14 protein-coding genes are annotated in these 25,832 nt (G+C 72.7%); 4 read left to right on the forward strand and 10 right to left on the reverse strand.

Annotated features, from left to right (window positions below):
• Positions 1 to 19 precede the first annotated feature (19 nt).
• A complete protein-coding gene (proB, locus tag ACGH52_RS13420) occupies positions 20 to 1,123 on the reverse strand; it encodes a glutamate 5-kinase (RefSeq protein WP_059302522.1) in 1,104 nt (367 codons plus the stop codon).
• Positions 1,124 to 1,366: 243 nt separating this feature from the next.
• On the opposite strand from proB, the gene ACGH52_RS13425 reads away from it, so the two are divergent.
• The 3 genes from ACGH52_RS13425 (at position 1,367) to ACGH52_RS13435 (ending at position 9,934) form a co-directional block, all read left to right on the forward strand.
• Complete coding sequence (locus ACGH52_RS13425; RefSeq protein ID WP_121702955.1) at positions 1,367 to 3,529, forward strand: hypothetical protein; 2,163 nt, start codon at positions 1,367 to 1,369, stop codon at positions 3,527 to 3,529.
• A gap of 586 nt (positions 3,530 to 4,115) precedes the next feature.
• Positions 4,116 to 6,347: a bifunctional glycosyltransferase family 2 protein/CDP-glycerol:glycerophosphate glycerophosphotransferase gene (locus ACGH52_RS13430; RefSeq protein WP_076974299.1), complete on the forward strand. Its 2,232-nt coding sequence runs from the start codon at positions 4,116 to 4,118 to the stop codon at positions 6,345 to 6,347.
• Positions 6,348 to 6,370: 23 nt separating this feature from the next.
• Positions 6,371 to 9,934 (forward strand): bifunctional glycosyltransferase/CDP-glycerol:glycerophosphate glycerophosphotransferase, encoded by a 3,564-nt coding sequence (locus ACGH52_RS13435; protein WP_076974300.1) that lies wholly within the window; start codon positions 6,371 to 6,373, stop codon positions 9,932 to 9,934.
• Positions 9,935 to 10,012: 78 nt separating this feature from the next.
• On the opposite strand, the gene ACGH52_RS13440 is transcribed toward ACGH52_RS13435, so the two are convergent.
• From ACGH52_RS13440 to ACGH52_RS13480, 9 genes are all read right to left on the reverse strand, one after another.
• Positions 10,013 to 12,019: a glycosyltransferase gene (locus ACGH52_RS13440; RefSeq protein ID WP_079252591.1), complete on the reverse strand. Its 2,007-nt coding sequence runs from the start codon at positions 12,017 to 12,019 to the stop codon at positions 10,013 to 10,015.
• 248 nt (positions 12,020 to 12,267) lie between these two features.
• Positions 12,268 to 13,704 carry a GTPase ObgE gene (gene obgE / locus ACGH52_RS13445; protein WP_210977302.1) on the reverse strand — a complete coding sequence of 479 codons (1,437 nt, stop codon included), beginning with the start codon at positions 13,702 to 13,704 and terminating at the stop codon, positions 12,268 to 12,270.
• Between the two features lie 110 nt (positions 13,705 to 13,814).
• Positions 13,815 to 14,069 carry a 50S ribosomal protein L27 gene (rpmA, locus tag ACGH52_RS13450; protein WP_003976205.1) on the reverse strand — a complete coding sequence of 85 codons (255 nt, stop codon included), beginning with the start codon at positions 14,067 to 14,069 and terminating at the stop codon, positions 13,815 to 13,817.
• Between the two features lie 14 nt (positions 14,070 to 14,083).
• The gene (rplU, locus tag ACGH52_RS13455) at positions 14,084 to 14,404 is read right to left on the reverse strand and encodes a 50S ribosomal protein L21 (RefSeq protein WP_007449531.1); all 321 of its coding nucleotides are present in this window, start codon (positions 14,402 to 14,404) and stop codon (positions 14,084 to 14,086) included.
• A gap of 199 nt (positions 14,405 to 14,603) precedes the next feature.
• Entirely contained in the window at positions 14,604 to 15,665 is a 1,062-nt protein-coding gene (locus ACGH52_RS13460; protein ID WP_193777405.1) for an iron-containing alcohol dehydrogenase family protein, read from the reverse strand.
• Between the two features lie 150 nt (positions 15,666 to 15,815).
• Positions 15,816 to 19,796 carry an Rne/Rng family ribonuclease gene (locus tag ACGH52_RS13465; protein WP_399939327.1) on the reverse strand — a complete coding sequence of 1,327 codons (3,981 nt, stop codon included), beginning with the start codon at positions 19,794 to 19,796 and terminating at the stop codon, positions 15,816 to 15,818.
• A 274-nt stretch (positions 19,797 to 20,070) separates the two neighbouring features.
• Positions 20,071 to 20,847 (reverse strand): TIGR03936 family radical SAM-associated protein, encoded by a 777-nt coding sequence (locus ACGH52_RS13470; protein ID WP_210977299.1) that lies wholly within the window; start codon positions 20,845 to 20,847, stop codon positions 20,071 to 20,073.
• Between the two features lie 47 nt (positions 20,848 to 20,894).
• The gene (locus ACGH52_RS13475) at positions 20,895 to 21,971 is read right to left on the reverse strand and encodes a hypothetical protein (protein ID WP_399939330.1); all 1,077 of its coding nucleotides are present in this window, start codon (positions 21,969 to 21,971) and stop codon (positions 20,895 to 20,897) included.
• Positions 21,972 to 22,019: 48 nt separating this feature from the next.
• Positions 22,020 to 24,143: a TIR domain-containing protein gene (locus tag ACGH52_RS13480; protein ID WP_076974305.1), complete on the reverse strand. Its 2,124-nt coding sequence runs from the start codon at positions 24,141 to 24,143 to the stop codon at positions 22,020 to 22,022.
• A 304-nt stretch (positions 24,144 to 24,447) separates the two neighbouring features.
• Here ACGH52_RS13480 and ACGH52_RS13485 point away from each other — a divergent pair, with 304 nt between their 5' ends.
• A complete protein-coding gene (locus tag ACGH52_RS13485) occupies positions 24,448 to 25,794 on the forward strand; it encodes an MFS transporter (RefSeq protein ID WP_399946741.1) in 1,347 nt (448 codons plus the stop codon).
• Positions 25,795 to 25,832 lie beyond the last annotated feature (38 nt).

Consider the following 25,832-nt stretch of genomic DNA (forward strand, 5'->3'; position numbering starts at 1 on the left):
TCGGGGACGTTTCGACCCATTACGGGTGCAGGATCACCAGATCGTCCCTGTGTACGACCTCACGTTCGTACGCGGGTCCGAGTTCGCGCGCCAGTTCCCGGGTGGAGCGGCCGATCAGCCGGGGCATCTCCTTGGCGTCGAAGTTGACCACCCCCCGGGCCACCGCCCGGCCGGTGCCGTCCCGCAGCTCGACGGGGTCGCCCGCGGCGAACTCGCCCTCGACGCCCGCGATCCCGGCCGGCAGCAGCGATTTGCGGCCCTCGACGACCGCCCGCACCGCCCCGTCGTCGAGGACGAGCGCTCCCCGCGGGGTGGAGGCGTGCTGGAGCCACAGCAGCCGGTCGGCGGAGCGCCTGCCGGTGGCGTGGAAGTAGGTGCCGGTGTCGCCGCCGGTCAGGGCGTCGGCCGCGTGCACCGCGCTGGTCAGCACCACGGGGATGCCGGCGGCGGCGGCGATCCGGGCCGCCTCGACCTTGGTGACCATGCCGCCGGTGCCGACCCCGGCCTTGCCCGCGCTGCCGATGTCGACGCCCGCGAGGTCGGCCATGTCCCGCACCTCGGCCAGCCGCGAGGTGCCGGGCCTGCTCGGGTCGCCGTCGTAGACGCCGTCCACGTCGGACAGCAGCACCAGCAGGTCGGCGCGGACCAGGTGGGCGACGAGGGCGGCGAGGCGGTCGTTGTCGCCGAAGCGGATCTCGTCGGTGGCGACGGTGTCGTTCTCGTTGACGATCGGGAAGGCGCCCATCGCCAGCAGCTTGTCCAGGGTGCGGGAGGCGTTGCGGTGGTGGGCGCGGCGGCTCATGTCGTCGCTGGTCAGCAGCACCTGGCCGACGCGGACGCCGTAGCGGGCGAAGGAGGCGGTGTAGCGGGCGACCAGGAGCCCCTGGCCGACGCTGGCGGCGGCCTGCTGGCGGGCCAGGTCCCTCGGGCGGCGGGGCAGGCCCAGCGGGGCGAGCCCGGCGGCGATGGCGCCGGAGGAGACGAGGACGATCTCTTTGTCGGTCCCGCGCACCTTGGCCAGCACGTCGACGAGCGCGTCGACCCGGTCGGCGTCCAGGCCGCCCGCGGCGGTGGTCAGCGAGGAGGAACCGACCTTGACGACGATCCTGCGGGCCTCGCCCACCGCCTGCCTTGCCTCCGGCCCTGTTCCCGGCCTCGCCCCTGCCACGGCCCCGTCCGCCTCTCCCGTCGACACGCGCCGATCCCTGCGCTCGCCAGGCAATCTACGCGAAGGCGAACACGCGCCGCACCGGAGTTCACGCTGCGGACGGCGGGCCCGGGGCCCGCCGGGTCCGCGTCGCGTCAAGGCCCGGCGTCAACACGCGCGTGTCGTCGGACGGTCACTGGGCGTTAACCCGGTTGTCCGATGCGTGACGAGCCTGGAGCGACCGCAGTGCCCCTATCCCTGCCCCGCCGCCGTCTGCCCCGGCCCTCCCGGCGGCCCCGTGGTCCCCGCTTCCGCCTGCCGGGGCGGCGGACCGCCGTGAAGCTGCTGGTCCTGGGCGTGCTGGCGGCGGCCTTCGCCGCCCAGGCCCTCGGTGCGCTGCTGCCGCACGTGCCGCTGCTGCTCGCGGCGAGCGCCGCCTCGCTGGCCGCCGAGGCGGCGCTGTACCGGTGGCAGCGGGGCATGGTGTCGCTGTTCGCCAAGTCGCACGCCGATGTCACCGTCCGGCACGTGCTGCGCGACCTGCTGCTGGTGGTGGGCCTGCTGCGCCTGGGCGAGCAGCACCGCGAGGGGGCGTACGCGCCGCTGGTCGCGGGGCTGCTCCTCTTCTACGCGGTGCACTGGGCGATCCAGGCGGTGTCCGTCCTGGTCCGGCGCACCCGGACGCTGCCCGTGGTGACCCGGAACATCGACGCCTCCGCGCTGCGGCTGACCCCGGCGCCCCCTGTGCTGCTGCGTCGCCCCGGGCACCGGCTGGCGGCCTTCGGGCTGCCCGCGACGGCCGGGCTGCTGGCGACGGCGGCGACCGACGCGCCGGAGTACGGGGCGGGCGGGCTCGCGCTGTCCCTGGCGCTGGCACTGACGGGTCTGGGCGCGCTGCTGCTGCGGCTGCTGCCGGGGCGCAGGCCCGCCGGTGAGCAGGAGGTGCTCGACTGGTTCGAGGCGTGGCTGACCCGGTACCGGCCGACGGTCGGCCTGTACTTCTCGGGCGGGGCCTCCTCGGCGTACCAGGCGAACATGTGGCTGGAGCCGCTGGCGCGGCTGGACGGGCGGCCGGTGATCGTGCTGCGGGAGCGGCACATGGTGCAGCGGATCGCGGCGACCGACATCCCGGTGGTGTGCCTGCCGAAGGTGTCGACGCTGATGCGCCTGGAGCACTCGACGCTCCGTGTCCTCCTGCACCCCTCCAACTCCGGGAAGACCTCGCAGGTCCTGCGCATCCCGACCATCAAGCACGCCTTCGTCAACCACGGGGAGAGCGACAAGCTGTCCTCGTGCAACCCGTACGCGAAGGCGTACGACGAGGTGTGGGTGGCGGGACCCGCGGCGCGCGAGCGGTACGCGCTGGCGGAGGTCGGCGTCGACGACAGGGACGTGGTGGAGATCGGCCGCCCGCAGCTGGACGCCGTACGGCCGTACGCGGGGCCGCCCGCGCCCGGGGCGTTCACGACCGTCCTGTACGCGCCGACCTGGGAGGGCTGGGACGGCAACCCCGGCAACACGTCGGTGGTCGAGGCCGGGGAGAACCTGGTGCGGGCGCTGCTCGCGGACCCGGGCGTACGGCTGCTGTACAAGCCGCACCCGTTGACGGGGTCGGTGGACGCGCGGGCCCGGGCCGCCGACCTGCGCATCCGCGAGCTGGTGCGGGCGGCGAACCGGGAGCGGGGCGGGCCCCGGCCGGACGCGGCGGCGGCCACCGCGCTGGCCCGGCGGGCGGCGGAGCTGGACCGGCTCACCGCGGCCGGATTCCGGTCGGCGGCGGACCAGGCGGAGCGGATGCTGCGGCAGCCCGCGCCGCGGCCCGGTCGGGCGGAGGCGGTGCGGCGGGCGGCCCTCGCGTGGGAGGAGGCGTACTGGGCGTCGCTGCCCGCGTGGGAGCACCGGGTCGTCACGGAGGCCCGGCCCTCGCTCTACGCCTGCTTCAACCGGGCCGATCTGCTGATCAGCGATGTGTCGAGCGTGATCAGCGACTTCCTGGCGAGCGGCAAGCCGTACGCGGTCGCCAACACCAGCACGCTGGCCGAGGACGTGTTCCGCAAGTCGTTCCCGACGGTGGCGGCGGCGACCGTGCTGACCCCGGACGCGTCCGGGGTGCCCGCGCTCCTCCACGCGGTGCGCCATCCGGAGCGGGACGAACTCGCCGGGGAGCGCGCCGCGTTGGCGCTGCGGCTGCTGGGTCCGGCCGAGCCGCCGTCCCGGGAGCGCTTCGCCGGTGCGGTACGGGACCTGTGCGCGGCGGCGGGCCGGCACCGGGCCAGGATGGCGGAGCGGCTCGCCGCGGAGTGCCCCGTCCCCGGCCCGCGCCGCGAACCCGCCCGGCCGTCCGTCCCCTCCGCGGCCCCGGAACCGCGCGGCCACGCCTGAGCCCCCTGCCAGGCCGTGGCGTGCACCACGCCTGTCACAGCATGGTCACGAATCACGCCCTTGGGGAGGGGCGGTTGAGCACGCCGCCGGTCACCGACGGCACCGGACCGGACACACGGCCGGTGCCGCGCGCCGGGCAGGTCCCGCACGTCGCGGACCCCGCGGCATGCACTCCCACGCCTGCGCCGCCCCGGGACACCCCCGCACCTCGCACCACGGCGCCGCCCGTGACCAGCCAGCTCGCCCCCGTCCCGTACGGGCCCGCGACACCCGCCGCCGCCCCTTTCCCGCACCGCGGAGATCGAGTCGGGCACATGGGGCGGAAAGCGACGCAAGTCGGTAAAGAGGACAGGGGGTCCGAATGTGAGGAAGTTCTCCAGCCGCTTCCACACGGCCCATTAGGGCGGCCGGTCCGGCCATTTCCCGCTGTGGCGGGCCACAGAGTGTCCGGCTACCGTGCCCGCGGAAACACCGCGTGAATCCTTTACGCTGATGCGGCGGCGCGCTCCAGGCCCGAGCGGTGCCCGGAGCGCGTTCCGGTCCCAGCCCGCGGTCCCGTGGTCAGTTCTCGGAACAGGTTGTAAGGATGCCCAAGCTCTCTCTCGTTGTCCCCGTGTACAAGGTGCAGGGCTATCTGCCCGAGTGCCTTGACTCCATACTCGGGCAGGACTGCACGGACTTCGAGATCATCGCGGTCGACGACTGCTCGCCGGACGGGTCAGGGGCCATTCTCGACGAGTACGCGAAACGCGACGACCGGATTCATGTGATTCACCTCACGGAAAACGTGGGCCTGGGACGCGCACGCAACGCCGGACTGGAAAAGGCCACCGGCGATTACGTGTTGTTCCTGGACAGTGACGACACGTTGTCCGCCGGTGCCCTTTCGGCCATTCGGGACCGGATCGAGGCCACGGGCGATCCCGAGATCCTGATCTTCGACTACGCGCGCACCTACTGGGACGGCCGCGTCCGCCCGAACCTGCGGGCCGACCTGCTGAAGGAGAAGGGGCCGGACACCTTCTCGCTCGCCGAGCGCCCCCAGTTGCTCGACCTGCTCCAGATCGTGTGGAACAAGGCCTACCGGCGCGACTTCGTCACCCGGACCGGACTCACCTTCCCGCCCGGGTACTACGAGGACGCCCCCTGGACGTTCTGCTCCCTGATCAGCACCGAGCGGATCGCCGTCCTCGACCGGGTCTGCGTGCACTACCGGCAGCGGCGCGAGGGCGGCAACATCCTCAAGACGGTCAGCCGCAAGCACTTCGACGTCTTCGACCAGTACCGGCGGGTCTTCGACTACCTCGACGCGCACGAGGAACTCACCGAGTGGCGCGGCCCGTTGTTCCGCAAGATGGTCGACCACTACCTGACCATCCTGGAGCGTCCCGGCCGCCTGCCGCAGGACGCGCGGGCGGAGTTCTTCCACCGGGCCTCGGCCGACTACCGCGCCCGGGTGCCCAAGGGCTTCACCCGTCCCGGCGGCGGCCGCGGCCACAAGTACGGGATGCTGGAGCGCGACGCCTACACCACCATGGTGAGCGCCCTGGCGGCGGTGAAGTTCCGCCAGCGGGTCAGGACCGGCACCCGCACCGCGCTCAACCGCTCCAAGCGCGGTGCGATGGGCGCCTTCTACCAGTCGCAGCTGCGGCTGCCGCTGGACGACAACCTGGTGCTGTTCTCCGCCTACTGGAGCCGCAGCGTCTCCTGCAACCCCGCCGCGATCGACGCCGAACTGGCCCGGCTGGCCCCGCACATGCGTCGGGTCTGGGCGGTCCGCGCGGACAACGCGGACCGGGTGCCCAAGGGCGTGCAGGTCGTCCGCGTGGGCTCGCGGGACTACTGGTCGGCCCTGGCCCGCGCCAAGTACCTCGTGAACAACGTGAACTTCGCGGACTCCGTGGTCAAGCGCGAGGGCCAGATCCACGTGCAGACCCACCACGGCACACCGCTGAAGACGATGGGCCTGGACCAGCAGAAGTTCCCGGCCTCCACCGACATGGACTTCGAGAAGCTCCTGGAGCGGTGCGACCGCTGGGACTACAGCATCAGCGCCAACCAGTTCTCGACCGTGATCTGGGAGCGGGTCTACCCCTGCTCGTACACCACGCTGGAGACCGGCTACCCGCGCAACGACGTCCTCGTCAACGCCGGTTCCGAGGAGGTGCGCGCGGCCCGCGCCGCGCTCGGGCTGGCCGACGGCGCCAAGGTGTTCCTGTACATGCCGACGCACCGCGAGTACCAGCCGGGCTTCACCCCGCCCCTGGACCTGGGCCGGTTCGCCCGCGAACTCGGGCCCGACGCGACCCTGCTGGTGCGCGGCCACTACTTCTACGGCAACTCCCCGCACGTCAACGAACTGCGCCGCACCGGCCGCGTCGTCGACGTCTCCGGGCACGCCCGGGTGGAGGAGCTGTACCTCGCGGCCGACGCCCTGATCACGGACTACTCCTCGGCGATGTTCGACTACGCCGTCCTCGACCGCCCGATCATCAGCTACGTCCCCGACTGGGACGTCTACTCCGCGGTGCGCGGCACCTACTTCGACCTGCTCCAGGAACCGCCCGGCGCGGTGGCCACCACGCAGACGGAGCTGCTGCGGCTGCTCGCCTCCGGCGCGTACGACAGCCCGGAGACGACCGAGCGCCGGGACACCTTCCGTCGGCGTTTCTGCGAATTCGACGACGGACACGCAGCCGAACGGGTGGTGCGACGCGTCTTCCTCGGTGAAGAGAGCCTGCCGCCCATCGTTCCGTTCGACGAACGCCACCACGCCCCGACCCCCGCCCAGGCGCTCGAACTGGTCGAGCGGGCCTGACCCCGAAAGGAGATCACCAAGCCATGGCCCCTCGGCTCAGTGTCATCGTCCCCATCTACGACGTGGAGCGTTACCTCCCCGCCTGTCTGGACTCGCTCGCGGCACAGACCTTCCGTGACTTCGAGGTCCTGATGGTGGACGACGGTTCACCCGACGGCTCCGCCGCCATCGCCGAGGAGTACGCCTCCCGCGACCCGCGCTTCAAGCTCATACGCAAGGAGAACGGCGGTCTCGGCGCCGCCCGCAACACGGGCATGACCCACCTGGCGCCCGAGTCCGAGTTCCTGACCTTCGTCGACAGCGACGACCTGATCCCGCCGGACGCCTACCGGCTCATGGTCGGCAGCCTCGACGAGAGCGGCTCGGACTTCGCCACCGGCAACGTCTACCACCTCAAGGGCGAGAAGTCCTGGCAGGTGCCGCTGATGCGGATGCTGGCCGGAGAGGCCCGGCTGGGCACCCACATATCCCGCTACGCCAAGCTCGTCGCCGACCGCATCGCCTGCAACAAGGTCTTCCGGCGCACCTTCTGGGAGAAGCACGGCTTCGCCTTCCCCGAGGGCCGGCTGTACGAGGACACCCCGGTCACCATGCGGGCCCACTACCTGGCCGAGAGCGTCGACGTCATCTCGGAGCCCTGCTACTACTGGCGGCTGCGCGAGGGCGAGTCCGCCCCGTCGATCACCCAGCGGCGCACCGACCCGGCGGGCGTGCGCGACCGGGTCACCTCCGTGATGGAGATCAGCGCCTTCCTCGCCGAGCAGCCGGGCGAGACCTACGCCCGCCTCAAGCGCGAGTACGACACCCGGGTCCTCCGCGACGACCTGCGGCTCTTCCTCAACGTGGTGCCGGACGGCGACGAGGAGTACCGGGCCGAGTTCCTGCGGTCGGCCAACCGCTTCCTCGACAGCATCGACCCCAAGGTCGTCATGGACCTCCCGGCCGAGCTGCGCGTGCAGTGGCTGCTGGTGCGCAAGCACCAGATGGAGGAGCTGATCGCCCTGCTGGCCGGCCAGCGCCGCCGGGAGACCCCCGAGGTCAGCGGCCTGGTCCGCAAGTACGCCTCCTTCCCCTCCCTGGAGGGTGCGGATCTGCACCTGCCCAAGGGGGCGCTGCGCATCGACCAGCACCTCAACATGCGCGCCCCGCTGCAGGAGGTCAGCTGGTCCGGCGGCAAGCTCGTGCTGTCGGGCAACGCCTGGATCGACAAGATCGACCTGCCCACCCGCAAGGCCTCGGTCAAGGTGCTCCAGCTGCGCAAGGACCGCTCGCGGCGCCGCATCCTGCTGCCGGCCCGCAACCTGCCGCGCCCCGCGGTCACCACCGACTCCGGCCAGGACCGCTACAACTACGAGTGGGCCGGCTGGGAGGTCACCATCGACCCCGCCCGGCTCCGCAAGGGCGGCGAGTGGCAGGAGGCCGTGTGGCACGTGGGCCTGGGCATCTTCGCCTCCGGCCTGGTGCGGCGCCACGCGGTCCACTCCAGCGGCGGCGCGGCCTGCAACTTCCCGCCGTACCACTGGCTGAGCCCGGACTTCCGGATGCTGCCCGCCGTGGAGCGCGGGGCGCTGAAGCTGCGGATCGAGAAGGTCCGCGCCCTGATCACCGGCCGCACCCTTGAGGGCGACCGGATCAAGGTCACCGGTGAGATCCGCGAGCCCCTCGCCGCGGACGAGAAGGTGGTCCTGCGGGTCAAGAACCAGAAGGGCGCCGAGACCCTCGAGTACCCCGTCACCGTGGAGCGCACGGGCTCCGGGCAGGCCTTCTCGGTCGAGGTGCCGGTCGCGGACGTGGCGCTGATCTTCCACGAGGGCGTCGACGAGAAGGCGCAGCCGGAGAAGCGGACCTGGTCCACGGTGCTGGTCGCGACCGGCCCGACGGGCACGGAGCGCCGCTTCGGCACCGTGATGCAGGAGGGCCTGAGCGACGCCGCGTTCGCGCTGCCCACCTCCCTCGGCAGCCAGTCGCACCTGGTGGAGCTGGCCGTCGTGGCGGGGCACACCGGGTACCTGAAGTTCTCCGGCCGCACCCGCCGCGCGGTGATCGACACCGCCACGGTGCGCGACGGCGCGATCGCCCTGACCGGCCACGCCGACCCGCGCCTGTCCGGCTCCCGCTTCCTGCTCAAGCCGCGCAACCGCTACGAGGAGCGCTTCGTCGAGACCCGGTGGCTCGACGGCGGACGCTTCGAGGTGTCCTTCGACCCCTCCCGCCTCGGCGGCAAGGGCGACCTGCCGCTGCGGGCCGGCCGCTGGAACCTCTTCCTGCGGCCCGACGAGGAGGGCGTGCCCGACGTGCCCTTCGTGACCGACCGGCTGGCCGCCGACTCGTTCCCGGTCCAGGCCGAACTCGGCGGCCGCCGCTACTGGCTGGAGAACCGCTGGGGCGACTTCCCGCAGCTGAACGCCCGTTCCGAGCTGAGCGACCTGGAGCGCGGCCCGTACCGCCAGAAGGAGCTGCGCCAGACGGTGTACGAGCCGCTGTTCCAGCAGCCGCTCAAGGACCAGGTCTTCTACCTGAGCTACAACGGCAAGCAGTTCTCCGACAGCCCGCGCGCGATGTACGAGGAGCTGGTGCGGCGCGGCTCGGACCTGAAGCACCTGTGGGCGGTCCGCGACGGCCAGGTCAACCTGCCGGACGGGGTCGAGAAGGTCCGCATGTGGGGCAAGGAGTGGTACGAGGCGCTGGCCTCCAGCCGCTACATCGTCACCAACGCCCACCTTCCCGACTGGATCGTGCGCCGGCCGGGCCAGTCGATCGTGCAGACCTGGCACGGCACGATGCTGAAGAAGATCGGGCACGACATCGACACCCTGCACTTCGACCGGCGCTACCAGGAGAAGCTGGCGCTGGAGGCCAAGCAGTGGAGCCTGCTGGTGTCCTCCAACCGCTTCAGCACGCCGATCCTGAAGCGGGCGTTCTCCTACGACGGTGAGATCCAGGAGGCGGGCTACCCCCGCAACGACTACCTGTACTCCGCCGACCGGGACGCGATCACCGCGCGGGTGAAGGAGGCGCTCGGCCTGCCCGAGGGCAAGAAGGTCGTCCTGTACGCGCCGACCTGGCGCGACGACCAGTCGCACAGCGCCGGACAGTACCTGTTCGACCTGCGCATCGACCTCGAGGACGCCCAGCGCCGCCTCGGCGACGACCACGTGCTGCTGATCCGCCGCCACTCCAACGTGGTGGACGCGGTGCCGGGCGCGGGCAACGGATTCGTGTGGGACGCCTCGGAGTACCCGGACATCGTCGACCTCTACATCGCGGCGGACATCATGATCACGGACTACTCGTCGGTGATGTTCGACTACGCGCACCTGAAGCGGCCGATGCTGTTCTTCACGTACGACCTGGAGCACTACCGGGACACGCTGCGCGGGTTCTACTTCGACTTCGAGCAGGACTCCCCCGGTCCGCTGATCGACAACTCCAAGGAACTGGTCGACGCGATCCGTGACATCGACCAGGTGCGGGAGAAGTACCAGGAGCGGTTCGACCGCTTCCACCACCTGTTCTGCGACCTGGACGACGGCAACGCGTCCGCGCGGGTCGTCGACCGGATGATCGAGCAGGCGCGCGAGGGCTGACCCGCCGCCGCGCAGGCGAAAGGGGCGGGCCCGGAGGATCGTGATCCTCCGGGCCCGCCCCTTTCGCCTGCGGCCCGCTCAGAGCCGCACGGTCTTCACCGCGAGCTGGCAGGCGGCCGTGAAGTAGGGCCGCAGCTCGGTGCGCCGGCGGGTGGGCGGCAGCGGGGCGGGCGTCTGGCCCAGCGCCCGGCGGGACTTGCGCACCGCGCGGGTCAGCACGGTCGGCCCGGCGGCCACGGTCTCGCGGATCACCGGGCGGGGGAAGGTGAACACATTGATCGGCTGGAGTACGTCGGTGCCCAGCTTGGCCAGCGGCACCCGGGGCGCGTCGGGCGCGGTGCGCAGCGACAGGTCCCAGATGACCTCCTTCTCCTCGTCGTCCTCGCCGTGCTCGCGCACCAGGGTGGCGCAGTCCAGGTCCACGGCCACCCAGCCGTCGCCCTCGTCGCGCAGCGGGAAGGTCAGCACCCGCTCCTTGTCCCGGCGGTGCACGGCCTCCACCACGGCGCCCGCGGCGGGCCGCGCGCCCCACAGTTCGGCGCGTACGGCGATGGTCCGCTCGTCGACCCTGACCGGGCCGACCTCGGCGTGGACGTCACGCAGCGCGCTGCGCAGCCGCAGCCCGCCGTCCTCGTGCATGTACGGCAGCAGCAGCGCCAGGGACGGCCCCTGCGTGCGCGGCAGTTCCACGGCGAGCAGGTCCCGGGTGTCGCAGCCGTAGCCGTCGGTGGTCAGGCCCACCTCGCGCTCGCCCTCGCGGGTGGCCAGGGTCAGCTCCCAGGTGCCGTGCGCGAGGTGGGCGTCCCAGGGCACAACGGCGTCGCCCTCGGCGGAGAACGGGAAGCGGTGCTCCTCGCCGCCGGCGCCGCCCTTGCGCAGCACGAGGTCGGCCTGCCCGGCGCTCGGCGGCAGCGTGCCCACGGCGACGTGGACCGAGCCCTCCCGGTCCACCCGGGCCGTGGCGTGGCGGGGCAACTCCCTGCGGGCGAAGGCCTCTTCGAGGATGGCCTCGAAGCGTTCGCGGCTGGCCCGCTCGTGGAAGCGCTCGGCGTTGCGTATGCCGGCGGCGGCCATCTTCCGGCGCAGTCCGTCGTCCTGGACCAGGCGCCGGATCGCCTCGGCCATCGCCTCCACGTCGCCGCGCGGGACGATCAGCCCGTCCTCGCCGTCGGTGAGGATGTTGCGCGGCCCGTGGTCGGCGTCCGTGGCGACGACGGGCAGTCCGGCGGCCATCGCCTCCACGACGACGTTGCCGAACGCCTCCCGCTTGGAGGGCAGGACGAAGATCGAGCCTTTGCCGAACTCCGGGGTGACGGGCGAGGTCTGGCCCATCAGCAGGATGCTGTTGGAGAGTCCCAGTTCCTCGATGCGGGCCCGCAGCTTCTTCTTCTCGGCGCCGTGGCCGTAGATGCGCAGGGTCCAGTCGGGAGCGACGGCGTGGACCTTGGCGAACGCCTCGATCAGCAGGGCGTGGTTCTTGTTGTCCGTCAGGTGACCGGCGGAGACCACGACCTTGTTGGTGCCGCTGGAGCGGATCGTGGAGGAGGGCACGCAGTTGGGCATCACCGCCAGCCGGTTGCGCACCGCGGGCACCTGCCGGGCGAGCGAGGCGACCTCCTCCGGGGTGAGCGCCGTGAGGGCGTGCAGGTGCCGGTAGGCCGGGAAGAGGCGCTGCTTGATGTCCGTGGCGTAGATCGCGGGCATCGAGTGTTCCTGGGTGACCTTCAGGAAGTCACCGGGCGCCTGCGCCAGCATGATCGTGTTGCGGGGGCTGGAGCTGACGACGACGTCGGCGTCGGTGGTGGCGAAGTACTCCAGCAGCCGCAGCTCCGCGAGCCGGCTCACCACCGGCGTCTTGGCACCGGCGTTGAGCGGGTAGATCAGCGGGAACTTGTCGGACAGCGGGTTGTCCACGTCGGACACCGGGGAGTGCGGCCGCATGTCGGTGAGCGCCCGGACCTTGACCCGCGGGTCCAGCGGGAAGTACGACTCGTCGCGCACCTTGCGCAGCGCCACGATCTCGACGTCGTGCCGCTCGGCCAGCGCCCCGGCGAGGTTCTGCGTGGCGCTGACCACGCCCCCCATGTGACACAGGTCCCGAACGAGGAATGCGATCTTCACTTTGCGGCTTCTCTCTGCTCCCGGGAGCGGCTGGTCGGGCCGTTCCCCCGCCCCTGGCCACACAGGTGGCCACATCCTTCTCACAACGTACACATGGATGCGGGACAGCGGATCACGGCCCCGACACACCTGTGTAACCCTGTGAACAGCAAGATGCCGCCCGCAGGACACTGGTTCCACGGGCGGCGGTGCGCGGTGCTCGCGCAGGGGTGTCAGAACGCCTCGAAGCCGTCGAACTCCTGCTGGGCCTCGTCCCGTTCGGCGTCGCGGTCCCGGCGTCGCTGGGCGGCCGGGCGGGGCGCCTCGAAGCGGTGGTCCTCGCCGCGGCGGCCGAGCATCTCGGCGCCGGCCGTGACCGAGGGCTCCCAGTCGAAGACGACCGCGTTGTCCTCGGGGCCGATGGCGACGCCGTCGCCGTTGCGGGCACCCGCCTTCATCAACTTGTCCTCGACACCGAGGCGGTTGAGCCGGTCGGCGAGGTAGCCGACGGCCTCGTCGTTGTTGAAGTCGGTCTGGCGCACCCAGCGTTCGGGCTTCTCGCCGCGCACCCGGAACAGGCCGTCCTCCTCGCGGGTGACGGTGAAGCCCGCGTCGTCCACGGCCTTGGGCCGGATGACGATCCGGGTGGCCTCCTCCTTGGGCCGGGCGGCACGCGCTCCGGCGACCAGCTCGGCCAGCGCGAAGGACAGCTCCTTGAGGCCCATGTGGGCCACGGCCGACACCTCGAAGACCCGGTAGCCGCGCGCCTCCAGATCCGGCCGGACCATCTCGGCGAGGTCCTTGCCGTCGGGCACGTCGATCTTGTTGAGGACGACGATCCGGGGCCGGTTGTCCAGGCCGCCGTACTCGCGCAGCTCGGCCTCGATGACGTCCAGGTCGGACAGCGGGTCGCGCTCGGACTCCAGCGTCGCCGTGTCCAGGACGTGCACCAGCACGCTGCACCGCTCCACGTGCCGCAGGAACTCCAGGCCCAGCCCCTTGCCCTGGCTGGCGCCGGGGATGAGACCGGGGACGTCGGCGACGGTGAACACGGTCGAGCCGGCCGTCACCACGCCCAGGTTGGGGACGAGCGTCGTGAAGGGGTAGTCGGCGATCTTCGGCTTGGCCGCGCTCAGCACGGAGATCAGCGAGGACTTGCCGGCGCTCGGGTAGCCGACCAGCGCCACGTCGGCGACGGTCTTCAGCTCCAGGTGGATGTCCTGGAGGTCGCCGGGCTCGCCGAGCAGCGCGAAACCGGGCGCCTTGCGCCGCGCCGAGGCCAGCGCCGCGTTGCCGAGGCCGCCCCGGCCGCCCTGGGCGGCGACGTAGGAGGTGCCGTGGCCCACCAGGTCGGCCAGCACGTTGCCCGCGCCGTCGAGGACCACGGTGCCGTCGGGCACGGGCAAGACCAAGTCCTGGCCGTCCTTGCCGGAGCGGTTGCCGCCCTCGCCGGGCTTGCCGTTGGTCGCCTTGCGGTGGGGCGAGTGGTGGTAGTCGAGGAGCGTGGTCACCGACTGGTCCACGGTGAGGATCACGTCGCCGCCCCGGCCGCCGTTGCCGCCGTCCGGGCCGCCGAGCGGCTTGAACTTCTCACGGTGGACGGAGGCACAGCCGTGGCCTCCGTTACCCGCGGCGACGTGCAGTTCGACGCGGTCCACGAAGGTGGTCATGGGATGTGCCTCCAGTTACTGCTTACTGCGGGGATGTCTCTTGGTTAACACGCGAAAGGCGGACCCGCTTCCCCTCGGGGAAGTGAGGCCCGCCTCGCGAAAGTGTCCGATCAGGCGACCGGAACGATGTTCACGACCTTGCGGCCACGGTGGGTGCCGAACTGCACCGCACCGGCCTGCAGCGCGAACAGCGTGTCGTCGCCGCCACGGCCGACGCCGGCGCCGGGGTGGAAGTGGGTGCCACGCTGGCGGACCAGGATCTCACCCGCGTTGACGGCCTGACCGCCGAAGCGCTTCACGCCGAGCCGCTGGGCATTCGAGTCGCGACCGTTCCGGGTGGACGATGCGCCCTTCTTGTGTGCCATGTCTCCTCAGTCCCTTACTTCGCAGCCGCGGGGATCTCAGTGACCTTGATCGCCGTGTACTGCTGGCGGTGGCCCTGACGACGGCGGTAGCCGGTCTTGTTCTTGTAGCGCAGAATGTCAATCTTCTGGCCCTTGTGGTGGTCCACGACCTCGGCCTGGACCTTGATGCCGGCCAGCACCCACGGGTCGCTGGTCACAGCGTCGCCGTCGACGACGAGCAGGGTCGAGAGCTCGACCGTGTCGCCGACCTGGGCGGTGGAAATCTTGTCAACCTCAACGATGTCGCCGACAGCAACCTTGTGCTGGCGACCACCGCTGCGCACGATGGCGTACACGCGGATCTCACTCTCTCGCTCGGAACGGCACCCCCGCAGTCCAGCCACCCGGTGACACACGGACAGCCTCTCCCGGCCGGGGCCCACAAGGGCCCGCATCCGGAAGGAAAGAGGTTTACGGGGATGTGACGCGTCAGTCGACACGCCGACGCTCAAGATTACGGGCCCGCACGACAGGGGTCAAACCGGGCCCCCGGCGTCAACCGGAGACCGCCGCGACATACTCGGCGTACGCCTCCCGTGCCCGCGCGGGCGACAGGTCGAGGTGCTCCAGGATCGTGTACCGGCCGGGCCGGGTCTGCGGCGCGAACCCCACGGCCCGCACGAACTCCTCGTCGTCGAACCCGATCTCCCGTGCCACCACCGGCAGCCCGTGCCGGCGCAGCGTGTCCGCCATCAGCAGGGCACCCTCCCGGTCGCCGCGCAGATGCGTCGCGAAGGCCGCGCCGATGCCCACCTGCTCGCCGTGGCTGGCCGCGCGCCGGGGATACAGCAGGTCGAGGGCGTGGCTGATCTCGTGGCAGGCGCCGGACGAGGGGCGGGTGTGCCCGGCGATGGTCATGGCGATGCCGGACAGCACCAGGCCCTCGGTCAGTACGGTCAGGAACCCGTCGTCGCCGCAGCCTCCCGGGTGGCGCAGCACGGCCTGACCGGCCTGCCGGGCCAGGGCCGCGGCGAGGCCGTCGACCTTCTCGCCGTTCACCCGGTGGGCCAGTTCCCAGTCGGCGACCGCGGAGATGTTGGAGACGGCGTCGCCGATCCCGGAGCGTACGAAGCGGATCGGCGCCTCGCGGATCACCGCGAGGTCGACGACGAGCGCGATGGGCGTCGGCACGCCGTAGGAGCCGCGGCCCGCGTCGTTGTCGAGGATGGAGACCGGCGAGCAGATGCCGTCGTGGGACAGGTTGGTGGCCACGGCGACCATGGGCAGGCCCACCCGGGCCGCGGCGAACTTGGCGCAGTCGATGACCTTGCCGCCGCCGAGTCCCACGATCGCGTCGTAGCGGCCCGACTTCATGCCGTCGGCCAGCCGCACCGCGTCGTCGAGCGTGCCGCCGCCGACCTCGAACCAGTCGGCGCCGGGCAGGGACGGCTCCAGCCGCCGCCGCAGCCGTGCCCCCGAGCCGTCGCTGATCGCCACGGCCAGCTTCCCGGACTGCGAGATCCGCTGGTCCGCGAGGACGCTCGCCAGGTCGTCCAGGGCGCCCGGCCGGACGTCCACGACGAGCGGCGAGGGGATGAGCCTCGTCAGTACCGGCACATGGTCTCCTCTCACCTCGCCGGGGCGGTCCGGCTGTCACTGATGATGCGCCCGGGGACGGCTGGGGAAACGTGCGGCCCCGGCCGAACGGAATCCGTTCGAACGGGGCCACACGTTTCGCGACAGGTGCCGGATCGGACAGGTGCCGGATCAGCCCTCGTCGGTGGCGGCCGTGACCGACGACGGTGCCTGCTGGGCGGCCGCCGCGGTCTTCTTCGACGCCGTCTTCTTGGCCGTGGCCTTCTTGGCGGTCGTCGTCTTGGCCGCCTTCTTGGCCGTGGCCTTCTTCGCGGTCGTCGTCTTCTTGGCCGCGGTCTTCTTGGTGGCGGCCTTCTTCGCCGTCGCCTTCTTGGCCGTCTTGCGGGCCGCCGCCTTCTTGGCCGGGGCGGCCTCGGCGTCGGTCTGCTCCTCGGCCTGCCCGGCCGCCTCCTCCGCCGGGGCCGACGGGACGACCACGACGGCCGCCTCCTCGGACGCGGTGGACGTGGTGGGCTTGCGCACCGCACGGCGCCGCGGACGGGCCGGGGCGGCGCTCTCGGCCGCGGCCGGGGCCTCCTCCGGTGCCTGCTCGGGCTCAGGCGCGGGCTGCTCGGACACCGCGGTCGTGCTCTCCGGGACCGTCAGCACGGCGGCCTCGGCGCCCTCGGGCGAACCGGCCGGTGCGGACACCTTCCGGGTGGCCCGGCGGCGGGTACGGCCCTTGGGCGCGGCCTCCTCCGGCGCGGGCGCCTCGGACGGAGCCGGGGCCGGGGCGCCGGAGACCGCGTCCTCGACGGCGGCGGGCTCGGCGAGCACCTCGGCGGCGGGCTCGGGCCGCACGGGACGCTCGACCTCCTCCTGCACCGTGACGTCCTGCGCGGTCGGCGCCTCGGCGGGCGCGGACCCGGCCTTAGCGGCCTCGCCCTTCGCTGCCTTCGGCGCACCGGCCGGGGCGGACGCCCGACGGCTCGCGCGACGGCGGCCACGACCACGGGTGGCGGCGGCCTCGGCCTCGGCGGCGCTGCTGTACAGCTCCTCGTCGGCGCTGAAGTCGGGCGCCGGGAGGGCGACCGGCTCGGCCACCTCGGCGGCCACCTCGGACTCGGACTCGGTGTCCGCCTCCTGCTCCGCCGTCGGGCCGGTCTCGACCCCGGCGACGGCCTCGTGCTCGTGCGGCTGCTCGCCGCCGGCCCGGGCCCGCTTGCGGCGCTTGCCACCGCCGCCGCCCGCGGCGGACGTCGGCTGGTCGAGGTGGACGATGACACCGCGGCCGTTGCAGTGGACGCAGGTCTCCGAGAACGACTCCAGCAGCCCCTGGCCGACCCGCTTGCGGGTCATCTGCACCAGGCCCAGCGAGGTCACCTCGGCCACCTGGTGCTTGGTCCGGTCCCGGCCCAGGCACTCCAGCAGGCGGCGCAGCACCAGGTCCCGGTTGGACTCCAGGACCATGTCGATGAAGTCGATGACGATGATGCCGCCGAGGTCGCGCAGCCTGAGCTGGCGCACGATCTCCTCGGCCGCCTCCAGGTTGTTCCTGGTGACCGTCTCCTCGAGGTTGCCGCCCTGACCGGTGAACTTGCCGGTGTTGACGTCGATGACGACCATCGCCTCGGTCCGGTCGATCACCAGCGAACCGCCGCTGGGCAGCCAGACCTTGCGGTCCAGCGCCTTGGCGAGCTGCTCGTCGATCCGGTACGTGGCGAAGACGTCGACCTCGCTGGTCCACCTGGACAGCCGCTCGGCGAGGTCCGGCGCCACGTGGGACACGTAGCCGTGGATGGTCTGCCAGGCCTCGTCACCGCTGACGACGACCTTGGAGAAGTCCTCGTTGAAGATGTCGCGCACGACCCGGACGGTCATGTCCGGCTCGCCGTAGAGCAGCGAGGGCGCGTTCGAGCTGCCGCCGCTCTTCGCCTTCTTCTGGATGTCCTCCCACTGCGCCTGGAGCCGCTCGACGTCGCGGCGCAGCTCGTCCTCGCTGGCGCCCTCGGCGGCGGTGCGCACGATGACGCCCGCGTCCTCGGGGACGATCTTCTTCAGGATCGTCTTCAGCCGGGACCGCTCGGTGTCGGGCAGCTTGCGGCTGATGCCGGTCATCGAGCCCTCGGGCACGTAGACCAGGTAGCGGCCGGGCAGCGAGACCTGGCTGGTCAGGCGGGCGCCCTTGTGACCGATCGGGTCCTTGGTGACCTGCACCAGGACCGGCTGGCCGGACTTGAGGGCGGACTCGATGCGGCGCGGGCCGTTGGCCATGCCCAGCGCCTCGAAGTTGACCTCACCGGCGTACAGGACGGCGTTGCGGCCCTTGCCGATGTCGATGAAGGCGGCCTCCATCGACGGCAGCACGTTCTGCACCTTGCCGAGGTAGACGTTGCCGACGTACGAGGTGGCCTGCTCCTTGTTGACGTAGTGCTCGACGAGCACCCCGTCCTCCAGGACGCCGATCTGGGTGCGCTCGCCGTGCTGGCGGACGACCATGACGCGCTCGACGGCCTCGCGGCGGGCCAGGAACTCGGCCTCGGTGATGATCGGCACGCGCCGGCGGCCCTGCTCGCGGCCTTCCCGGCGGCGCTGCTTCTTGGCCTCCAGACGGGTGGAGCCCTTGATGGACTGCACCTCGTCGGACGGCTCGCTCTTCTCCCGCGCGGGCCGCGGCTCACGGACCTTGACGACGGTGCGCTCGGGGTCGTCGGAGGAAGACTCGGCCTCCGCGGAGCCGTCCCCGGCCCGGCGGCGACGGCGACGGCGGCGACGGCTGCTGCTGGAACCGCTCTCGCCGGACGCCTCCTCGCCCTCCTCGGCGTCCTCCTCCGCCTGCTCGGCGGTGTCCTCGGCGTCCTGCTCGGCGGCCGTGTGCTCGCTCTCGCCGTCCGTCAGGTCGCCGTCGGCGGCGTCACCCCGGCGGCGGCGACGGCCGCCCCGGCGACGACGGCGGCGGGAGCCGGACTCCTCGTAGCCGTCGGCGTCGTCGTGGTCCTCGCCCGACTCGTCGGACTCGGAGTCGGCGTCGGTGTCGGTGTCGGACTCGGACTCGGACTCGGCGTCGGCCTTCGCCGGGGTCTCGTCCCGGGTGACGGCGGCGGTGGCCCGCTCCTCGGCGGCCTCCTCGGCGGCGGCACCCCGGCGCTTGCGGCGGCGGCGCGACCCGGCGGACTGCTCCTCCGGAGCCTCTCCGCTCTCCTCGACGGGCTTCGCGGGCTCGGCACCGGCCGCCTCGGCGGCGGCCTCGGCCGCAGCCCGCTCGGGCGTCTGGAACTGGGGCTCGGCGAACACGGGCGCCTGGAACACGGCGACCGCGGGGCGCTTCGGGCGCTTGGGCGCGTCCGCCTCGTCGGACGCCGCGGCGGCGGTCTGCGCCGGGGCTGCGAAACCGGTGGCGGCCTTGCGGGTGGACCGGCGGCGCGCACGGCGCGGCGCGGCGTCCTCGCCGGTCTCGGCGTCCTCCGCGGGCGCGGTGGTCTCGGCGGGCGCGGTGGTCCCGGTGCTCCTCGTCGGCTTCGCGGGCTCGGGGGCCGCGGCGGCCTCGGGCGCGCCCGTGTCGGCGGCGGCCTCGGCGGGCGCCTCGGCCGGAGCGGTCACGCGGCGCGTGGCGCGCCGACGGGTCCGGCCCTTGGACGCGGCGCTCTCGGCGTCGGTCGCGGCTTCCTCCGTCTCGGCCTCGGCGGGCTCCGGGGCCACGGCGGCGGCGGGCTCGTCGGCGGTCGGCTCGGCGGCGGGCTCGCTGGCCGAGGTCACGCTGCGCGTGGCGCGACGGCGGCCACGCCCCTTGGGCGCGGCACTCTCGGTCGCCTCGACGGGCTCCTCGGCCTGCGCCGGTGCCTCGGCCGCGGGAGTGGCGGGTACGACGGTCTCGGCCGCCTCCGCCGCCACGGGTGCCCCGGCGGGCGCGGAGGCCCTGCGGACCGCACGGCGCCGCGGCCGGGCGGGAGCAGCGGGCTCCGCAGCCGGCTCGGGGGCCTCGGCCACCTCGGCGGGGGCCGCCTCGGCCGGTGCGACGGTCTCCGCCGACGCCTCGGCGCCACCGGACGGCGGACCCGCCGGGCGGGACGCGGCCCTGCGCCGACGGCGCGGCGGCAGGGTGTCGCTGGGGGTGTTCGATCCGGAGTCCGTCGAAGCGGTCGACGACTCGGTGGGTTCGGTCGGTTCGAGCATGCGGGGGTTTCTCCCGTCAGGCTCCCGGGCGCCGCGCCTGGTCCGGCATCGACATGTCGACCGCCGGTGACGTCCGCGGCTCGCGCGGTGCGCGGTCGCCGCCGTCCGGGGCGCGGGCGCCGCTCGGAAGCTCATCCGTGTCTTGTCTCGCCGGTTCCGTACCCCTTGTCGTGCACGGCCTGGCGAAAGTCTTGTGGTCGGTGCGCTGCCCGACCCAGGTGGCTCCCGAGTTCGAGGGCGGCGCTACGACGTCCGTCCCTACGCGGAACCTTCCTTACACCGGCGCCTTCGCGGCGGCGGAAGCGGCGGCCGGATGCGGCACGGGCGCTTCTGCCTCGCGGTCGGGCGCGAGCGGGTCGGTCACCGCACCGGTCTCTTCATCGAACAGCCCCTGCGCCAGCCTGGTCACCGCTGCGGGGACCGGCGGCGCCAGGTCGGCCACGGCGCGAAGACCGGACAGGACGTCGTCGGGTCGTACGGCAGGCGTCACGTGCCGAACAACCAGCCGCAGTATCGCACAGGGCCGGTCGGTCGGCCTATCAGCCGGTGAACCGTGCGTGGTGACGCTCTCGAGGTGCGCGACGGCGGAGCGGGTGTCGAAGGTACGGACACCGTTCTTCGTACGGCGCTGGACCTCCACCGCCGGGGCCGCGTTGAACGCCGCGACGGCGGCTTCGGCCTCGGCGGACTCCACACCGTCCAGCCGCAGCTCCCACACGGAGGCCGTCAGCCGGTCGGCGAGCCCGGAGGTCCGGGCCTCGACCGCCTCGACGACGTCGAGCCCGGCGGGCAGCGACTCGTCGAGGAGCAGCCGCAGCCGCTCCGGGTCGCGCGCTTCGGTGAGCGCGATCTCCAGGTACTCCGCCTCACTGCCCGTGCCGGTGGGTGCGGCATTGGCGTACGACACCTTCGGGTGCGGGGTGAACCCCGCCGAGTACGCCATCGGCACCTCGGCGCGGCGCAGCGCACGCTCGAAGGCGCGCTGGAAGTCACGGTGGCTGGTGAACCGGAGGCGGCCGCGCTTGGTGTAACGCAGTCGGATGCGCTGCACCGCGGGAACGGGCGGCGGGCCTACGGGCTGTCGCTTGCCCAGTGTCGTCAGTCCTTCATGAGAGCGGTCGTACTGCTATCAAGAGTACGTGCCTCGGCGGCGGATGGTTCCCGCCGGTCCACCGGCTGCTGCTCGGCGGGCTGCCCGAAGAGCATCCGGCGCACGTCGGCGCGGGTCTGCCGTACGGACAGCCGGGCCGAGGCCAGCGCCTGCCGGGCCGCCCGCCGCGCACCGCGCCCCGCCTCGGCGAGGGGCCGCAGGACGGTGTCCCGCACGGCGTGCCCCACCGGGGTCAGCACACTGCGGTACACCCAGCGCGCCGGTTCGGCCACGGTCCACCGCAGGACGGTGCCGAGGAACCGCCCGACGGCGCGCGAGAGGTGCCCGGCGATCCGCCAGGCGTGCCCGAGGGCGTCCGCCACCTCCCGGCCGACGACCGCGAGGGCCCGGCCGACCGGAGTGAGCACCCACCGCCACACGGCGAGGGCAGGCAGCACCAGCAGCACCCGGAAGGTCCAGTACAGAACGAACCCCACACCGGTGACGACCAGCCCCACCCCCCGCGCCACCTGACGGCCGCACCAGGCGAGCGCGTGTCCGACCGGGGTCAGCACCCACCGGTACAGCCACACCGCCGGTACGACGGCCAGGTACCGCCCGAGCCACGCCAGACCGGCGTACAGCCCCCGGCCGATCGCCGCGAGCACCGCCCCCACCCGCGTGAAGAACCAGGCGAGCGCCTGCCCGAACGGCGTCAGCACCCACCGGTACAGCCACACCGCCGGCACCACGAGCAGCACGTGCCCCAGCCATCCCACGCCCTTGGCGAGCGGCACGACGACGTACCGCCACAGCCCGACCAGCGGCCACACGAAGACGGCCCGCCCGAGCCACGCCAGCGCCCGCCCGACGGGACGCAGCACCGTGTCCCGCAGGAACCGCCCCGCGACGACCAGCGCGTCCCACACCATGCGCACCGGCACGACCAGCACCAGCACCACGATCCGCACCGGAATCCGGATCGCCACGGCCAGACACCCCTCGGCGTCCGACCGGCGCACCGGCTCCCCCGGCCCCGCCTGCGGTTGCGCCCCGGGCGCCTTCTCCAGATCCACCATGCACATGAGGACGCCGTTCGACCCGATTCGGATCCCGCGACGTCCTGCCCGCGGCTACTCGCCGCCCGGGACGGTACGCGCCGGTTCCGCGTGTTCCAGCAGTTCGCGGACGAGCGCGACGAGGGCGTGGGGCGTCCTGGCCAGGGCCTGCGGCAGGGCCCGGGCCTGGGGCGGGACGATGTCCGAGCCGTCGAGGTTGATGATCCAGAGCTGGATCTCACCCACCGCGTGCCGACGCAGGGCCAACTCGATCTCGTCGTAGCAGAACCTGCTCAGGGCGTACGACCTGCTCCACAGGACGACGAACAGGTCCGCGGACAGGACCGCGTCCTCGATCGTGGGGTTGACCATGCGGTCCGGCCGCAGTTCCTTCTCACCGACCAGCGCCGTGATCCCCGCACCGGAGAGGTACGTCTCCAGGGCCTGCGCGAACGCGGCGTCGGGCCTCGCGCGGCTGATGAAGACGCGACGGGGCGGCCACCGGTAGTTGTGCGGCGTGCGCAGCCGGGCGGTCACCAGCTGGTCCGCGATCTTCATGGCGTCGGGCACCGCGTCCCGCTCCATGAGCCGACGGTGTTCGAGCGCCGGGTAGACCGCGGCCCAGTCCCGCCGCTGGTACGCACGCCGGGACGCGCCACCGAGGAACCCGAACGGCACGATCGGCTTGCGGCGCGCCTCCGCCAGGTGGAGCACCGTGTTCGCGGTCTTCGAGACGCGGCCCCCGACCGCGATCACGACGTCGGCCTCCTCCATGGCCTGGATCTGGCACAGCAGCCACGCCTGCTCCCGGGAGTCGTCGTCCTCGGGTCCCGGGTAGTACCAGTTCTTGATCTCCGTGTCGTGACCGGACCCCAGCATCGCGAGCATCTCCGTCTGTCTCTCGGCGACCTCCGGGTGCCGCGGACTGTGCAGATGGACGATGCGCCCCGCGCCGGACTGGACGTAACCGATCACCGCGTGGAGGTCGGCGGAGTCCGGGAAGGGGCTGCACACGACCAGTTCCGCACCGGCCTTCGCGACGGCCTGCCCCAACTGCTCGCAGACGTGCGCGAGCTGGGACTGCTCGTAGTCGGGGTACGTCGTCTCGCCCGTCACACCGCCGAGGACGTAGACGGACCTGATCCTCGACAGGGCGGCGGACTCCGCGACCACGTGCGGCGAGGCCAGGCGCCGCCCCAGCAGCTTGAACAGGACCTCCGCCGAGGAGCGCGCCGCGAACTGCTTGTACCGGTCGTCCTTGCGCGGATCCGCGTGGTCCATGACCCCCTTGGCCACCACCCAGTCGGACAGCCCCAGTCGATGGGCGACCTGCGCGATGACGGCGGACTCCATCTCCAGACCCGCGACGGAGCGCACGCCCCACTGCTTCAGCCGACTCCAGGTGAGCCCGTCCTTCACCACCACGTTGCCGCTGGCCATGGGCCCGACGACGACGGCGAACGGCAGCTCGCGCGGGCCCTCCAGGTCGTCGTAGACGAGTTGCTCGATGAGCGCGTACCCCGCGTCCGTCAACGACAGGGCGGCGCCGTCCCGGGTCACCAGGCCGTCGGCCTGCAAGCTCTGGATCTGGTCGGTCCAGGACGCCTGCGAGAGGAAACGGGAACGTGCCGGATGCCGCCTGGGGTCCTCGCCCGCGTAGAGGCGCTCCATCAGCCAGATCCGCGCCTCGTGCGGGGAGGCCTCACCGAAACTGGGCAGGTCGGACGTCCCGAGGTCCTGCGCGGCGCGCAGCCACCCCTCCGGCGCGGGGATCTGGCGATGGTCCCCCTCGAAGCCGTCCTCCGTGCGCTTGCCCTCGTCGTAGGCGTACGCCAGCTCGGCCACCACGACGTCACCGAGCGCCGCGTGCGCCGGGTTGCCCGCGCACACTCCGCACATGGCGAGACAACGGGGCCGCAGGCGTTCCACGAGCGTGGACACGACCGGCGCGGTCGCGGTGGCGCCCATCCGGGTGGGCCGTGCCAGCGCGACGGTCATGCTCCTGCCGTCGGCCAGGACGTAGGTGCCGACGAGAAACGGAAGCAGGGACTCCGACTCGTGTTCCTCCCAGGCCGCGACACCGGGATGCCCCGCGTACCCCGCCGAGCCGGCCGCGCGGGCCGCCTCGTACTCCTCTTTCAGCGCCGTGATGATCAGCACGTCGACGCCGCCCGCCCCGGCGTCCGCCCCCAAGCCCATACCCCGCTCCCCCAGTCGCGCGCGATCGAACGGCACAGACCGTACCCCTGATAACGTCCGGAGCATGTCTGCTTCCTCGTGCGCGGCCGCCTGCGCCGCGGTGACCAGGACGTCCCGCTAGCGGCGGGGCGTTCGAGCCACACACCCTTCCTGGACGTCCAGCCGCTTCGTGATCAGACCGGAGCGGCACGCTCGTGCTGCTCGGGACCTCCTCTGAGCAACGGAGCACCCGATGCTTCCAGGCATCCCTTCCTCACGCGGGCACAGCCCGTCCCCCACCCGCGCACGGCTGGTGCTGTGCGCGATGTCCATGCTGCAGTTCTTCATCGCGGTCGACGTGACCGTGGTCAACATCGCCCTGCCCTCGATCGGCGCCGACTTCGGCGTCGACGGCCACACCCTGACCTGGGTCGTGGTCGGTTACACGGTCACCGGGGGCGGGCTGCTGATGCTCGGCGGCCGCCTCGGCGACCTGCTCGGGCGGCGGCGCGTACTGCTGCTCGGCACCGGCCTGTTCGGCGCCGCGTCCCTGCTGGCCGGGCTGGCCCCCACCTTCTCCCTGCTGGTGGTCGCGCGCCTGTTGCAGGGCGCCGGTGAGGCCGTCGCGCTGCCCGCCGCGATGGCCACCATCGTCCTGCTGTTCCCCGAAGGGCCGGCCCGGACGCGGGCCCTGAGTGTGTGGGCGGCGGTGGCGAGCTGCGGTCTCGTCCTCGGATTCGTCGTGTCCGGCGTCATCACCGCCCACCTCGGCTGGCGGTGGGTCTTCCTGGTCGCGGTCCCGTTCCTCCTGCTCGTGATGGTGGCGGCCGTCTTCCTGGTCGACGGCGACCGACCCGCGGCCGGGGACGCACCGCCGCTGGACCTGCCCGGCGCGCTGCTGCTGACCGCCTGCCCGCTGCTGTTCACCCTCGGCGTGGTCGAGGCCGGTGAACCCGGGGTGCCCGCATGGGTGGTTCCGGCGTCGCTGGCCGGGGCGGTGGCCGCCGGAGCCGGGTTCGTCCGGGTCGAGGCACGCTCGCGCCATCCGCTGCTGCCGCCGCGCTTCTTCGCCGACCGCACGCGGGTGGCGGCCAACCTGACCACGATGCTGCTGAGCGGAGGGTTGTCCACCTCGTTCCTGCTGTTCACCTTCTACTTGCAGGACCGGTTGCACATCGGCCCCCTGGGCTCCGGCCTGACGATGCTGCCGCTCGCGGTCTCGCTGCTCGGGTTCTCCGCGCTCGTGCCGCGCCTGCTGAACCGCTGGGGAGCACGTGCGTGCGTGCTGACCGGCATCGGGCTCACCGCCGCCGCGATGGCCGCGATCGCGCTCGCCTCGACCCTGGAGGCGGGCAGGGCGGCGATGATCCCGGCGATGCTCCTGATCGCGGCCGGAATGGCCTTCGGCCTAGTGGGGCTCCAGTACCTCGCGGTCACCGGTGTCACCGAGGACGACGCCGGAATCGCCTCGGGCGTCCAGCGCGCCGCCGACCAACTGGGCGGCGCGACCGGGGTGGCGCTCTGCGTCGGCATCGGCTTCGCCCCGACCCTGCACTCCCGCGATCCGTTCCTGATCGCCACCCTGCTGGCCGCCCTGGCCCTCACGGCCGGCGCACTCCTGGCCTGGCGCACACCCGCTCCCCCGACGCCCACGAAGACACCGGCCGACTGACCCTCACCGCGCACCGGGGTGCCCCTCGGCACCCCGGC

The organism is Streptomyces sp. BBFR25 (assembly GCF_044590125.1).
Taxonomy (GTDB): domain Bacteria; phylum Actinomycetota; class Actinomycetes; order Streptomycetales; family Streptomycetaceae; genus Streptomyces; species Streptomyces canus_D.

Coding starts and splice junctions, on each gene's coding strand:
- ACGH52_RS13425 (WP_121702955.1), top strand. CDS start 1,367: ATGCGTGACGAGCCTGGAGCGACCGCAGTGCCCCTATCCCTGCCCCGC.
- ACGH52_RS13430 (WP_076974299.1), top strand. CDS start 4,116: ATGCCCAAGCTCTCTCTCGTTGTCCCCGTGTACAAGGTGCAGGGCTAT.
- ACGH52_RS13435 (WP_076974300.1), top strand. CDS start 6,371: ATGGCCCCTCGGCTCAGTGTCATCGTCCCCATCTACGACGTGGAGCGT.
- ACGH52_RS13440 (WP_079252591.1), bottom strand. CDS start 12,019: ATGGGGGGCGTGGTCAGCGCCACGCAGAACCTCGCCGGGGCGCTGGCC.
- obgE (WP_210977302.1), bottom strand. CDS start 13,704: ATGACCACCTTCGTGGACCGCGTCGAACTGCACGTCGCCGCGGGTAAC.
- rpmA (WP_003976205.1), bottom strand. CDS start 14,069: ATGGCACACAAGAAGGGCGCATCGTCCACCCGGAACGGTCGCGACTCG.
- ACGH52_RS13465 (WP_399939327.1), bottom strand. CDS start 19,796: ATGCTCGAACCGACCGAACCCACCGAGTCGTCGACCGCTTCGACGGAC.
- ACGH52_RS13475 (WP_399939330.1), bottom strand. CDS start 21,971: ATGTGCATGGTGGATCTGGAGAAGGCGCCCGGGGCGCAACCGCAGGCG.
- ACGH52_RS13480 (WP_076974305.1), bottom strand. CDS start 24,143: ATGGGCTTGGGGGCGGACGCCGGGGCGGGCGGCGTCGACGTGCTGATC.
- ACGH52_RS13485 (WP_399946741.1), top strand. CDS start 24,448: ATGTCCATGCTGCAGTTCTTCATCGCGGTCGACGTGACCGTGGTCAAC.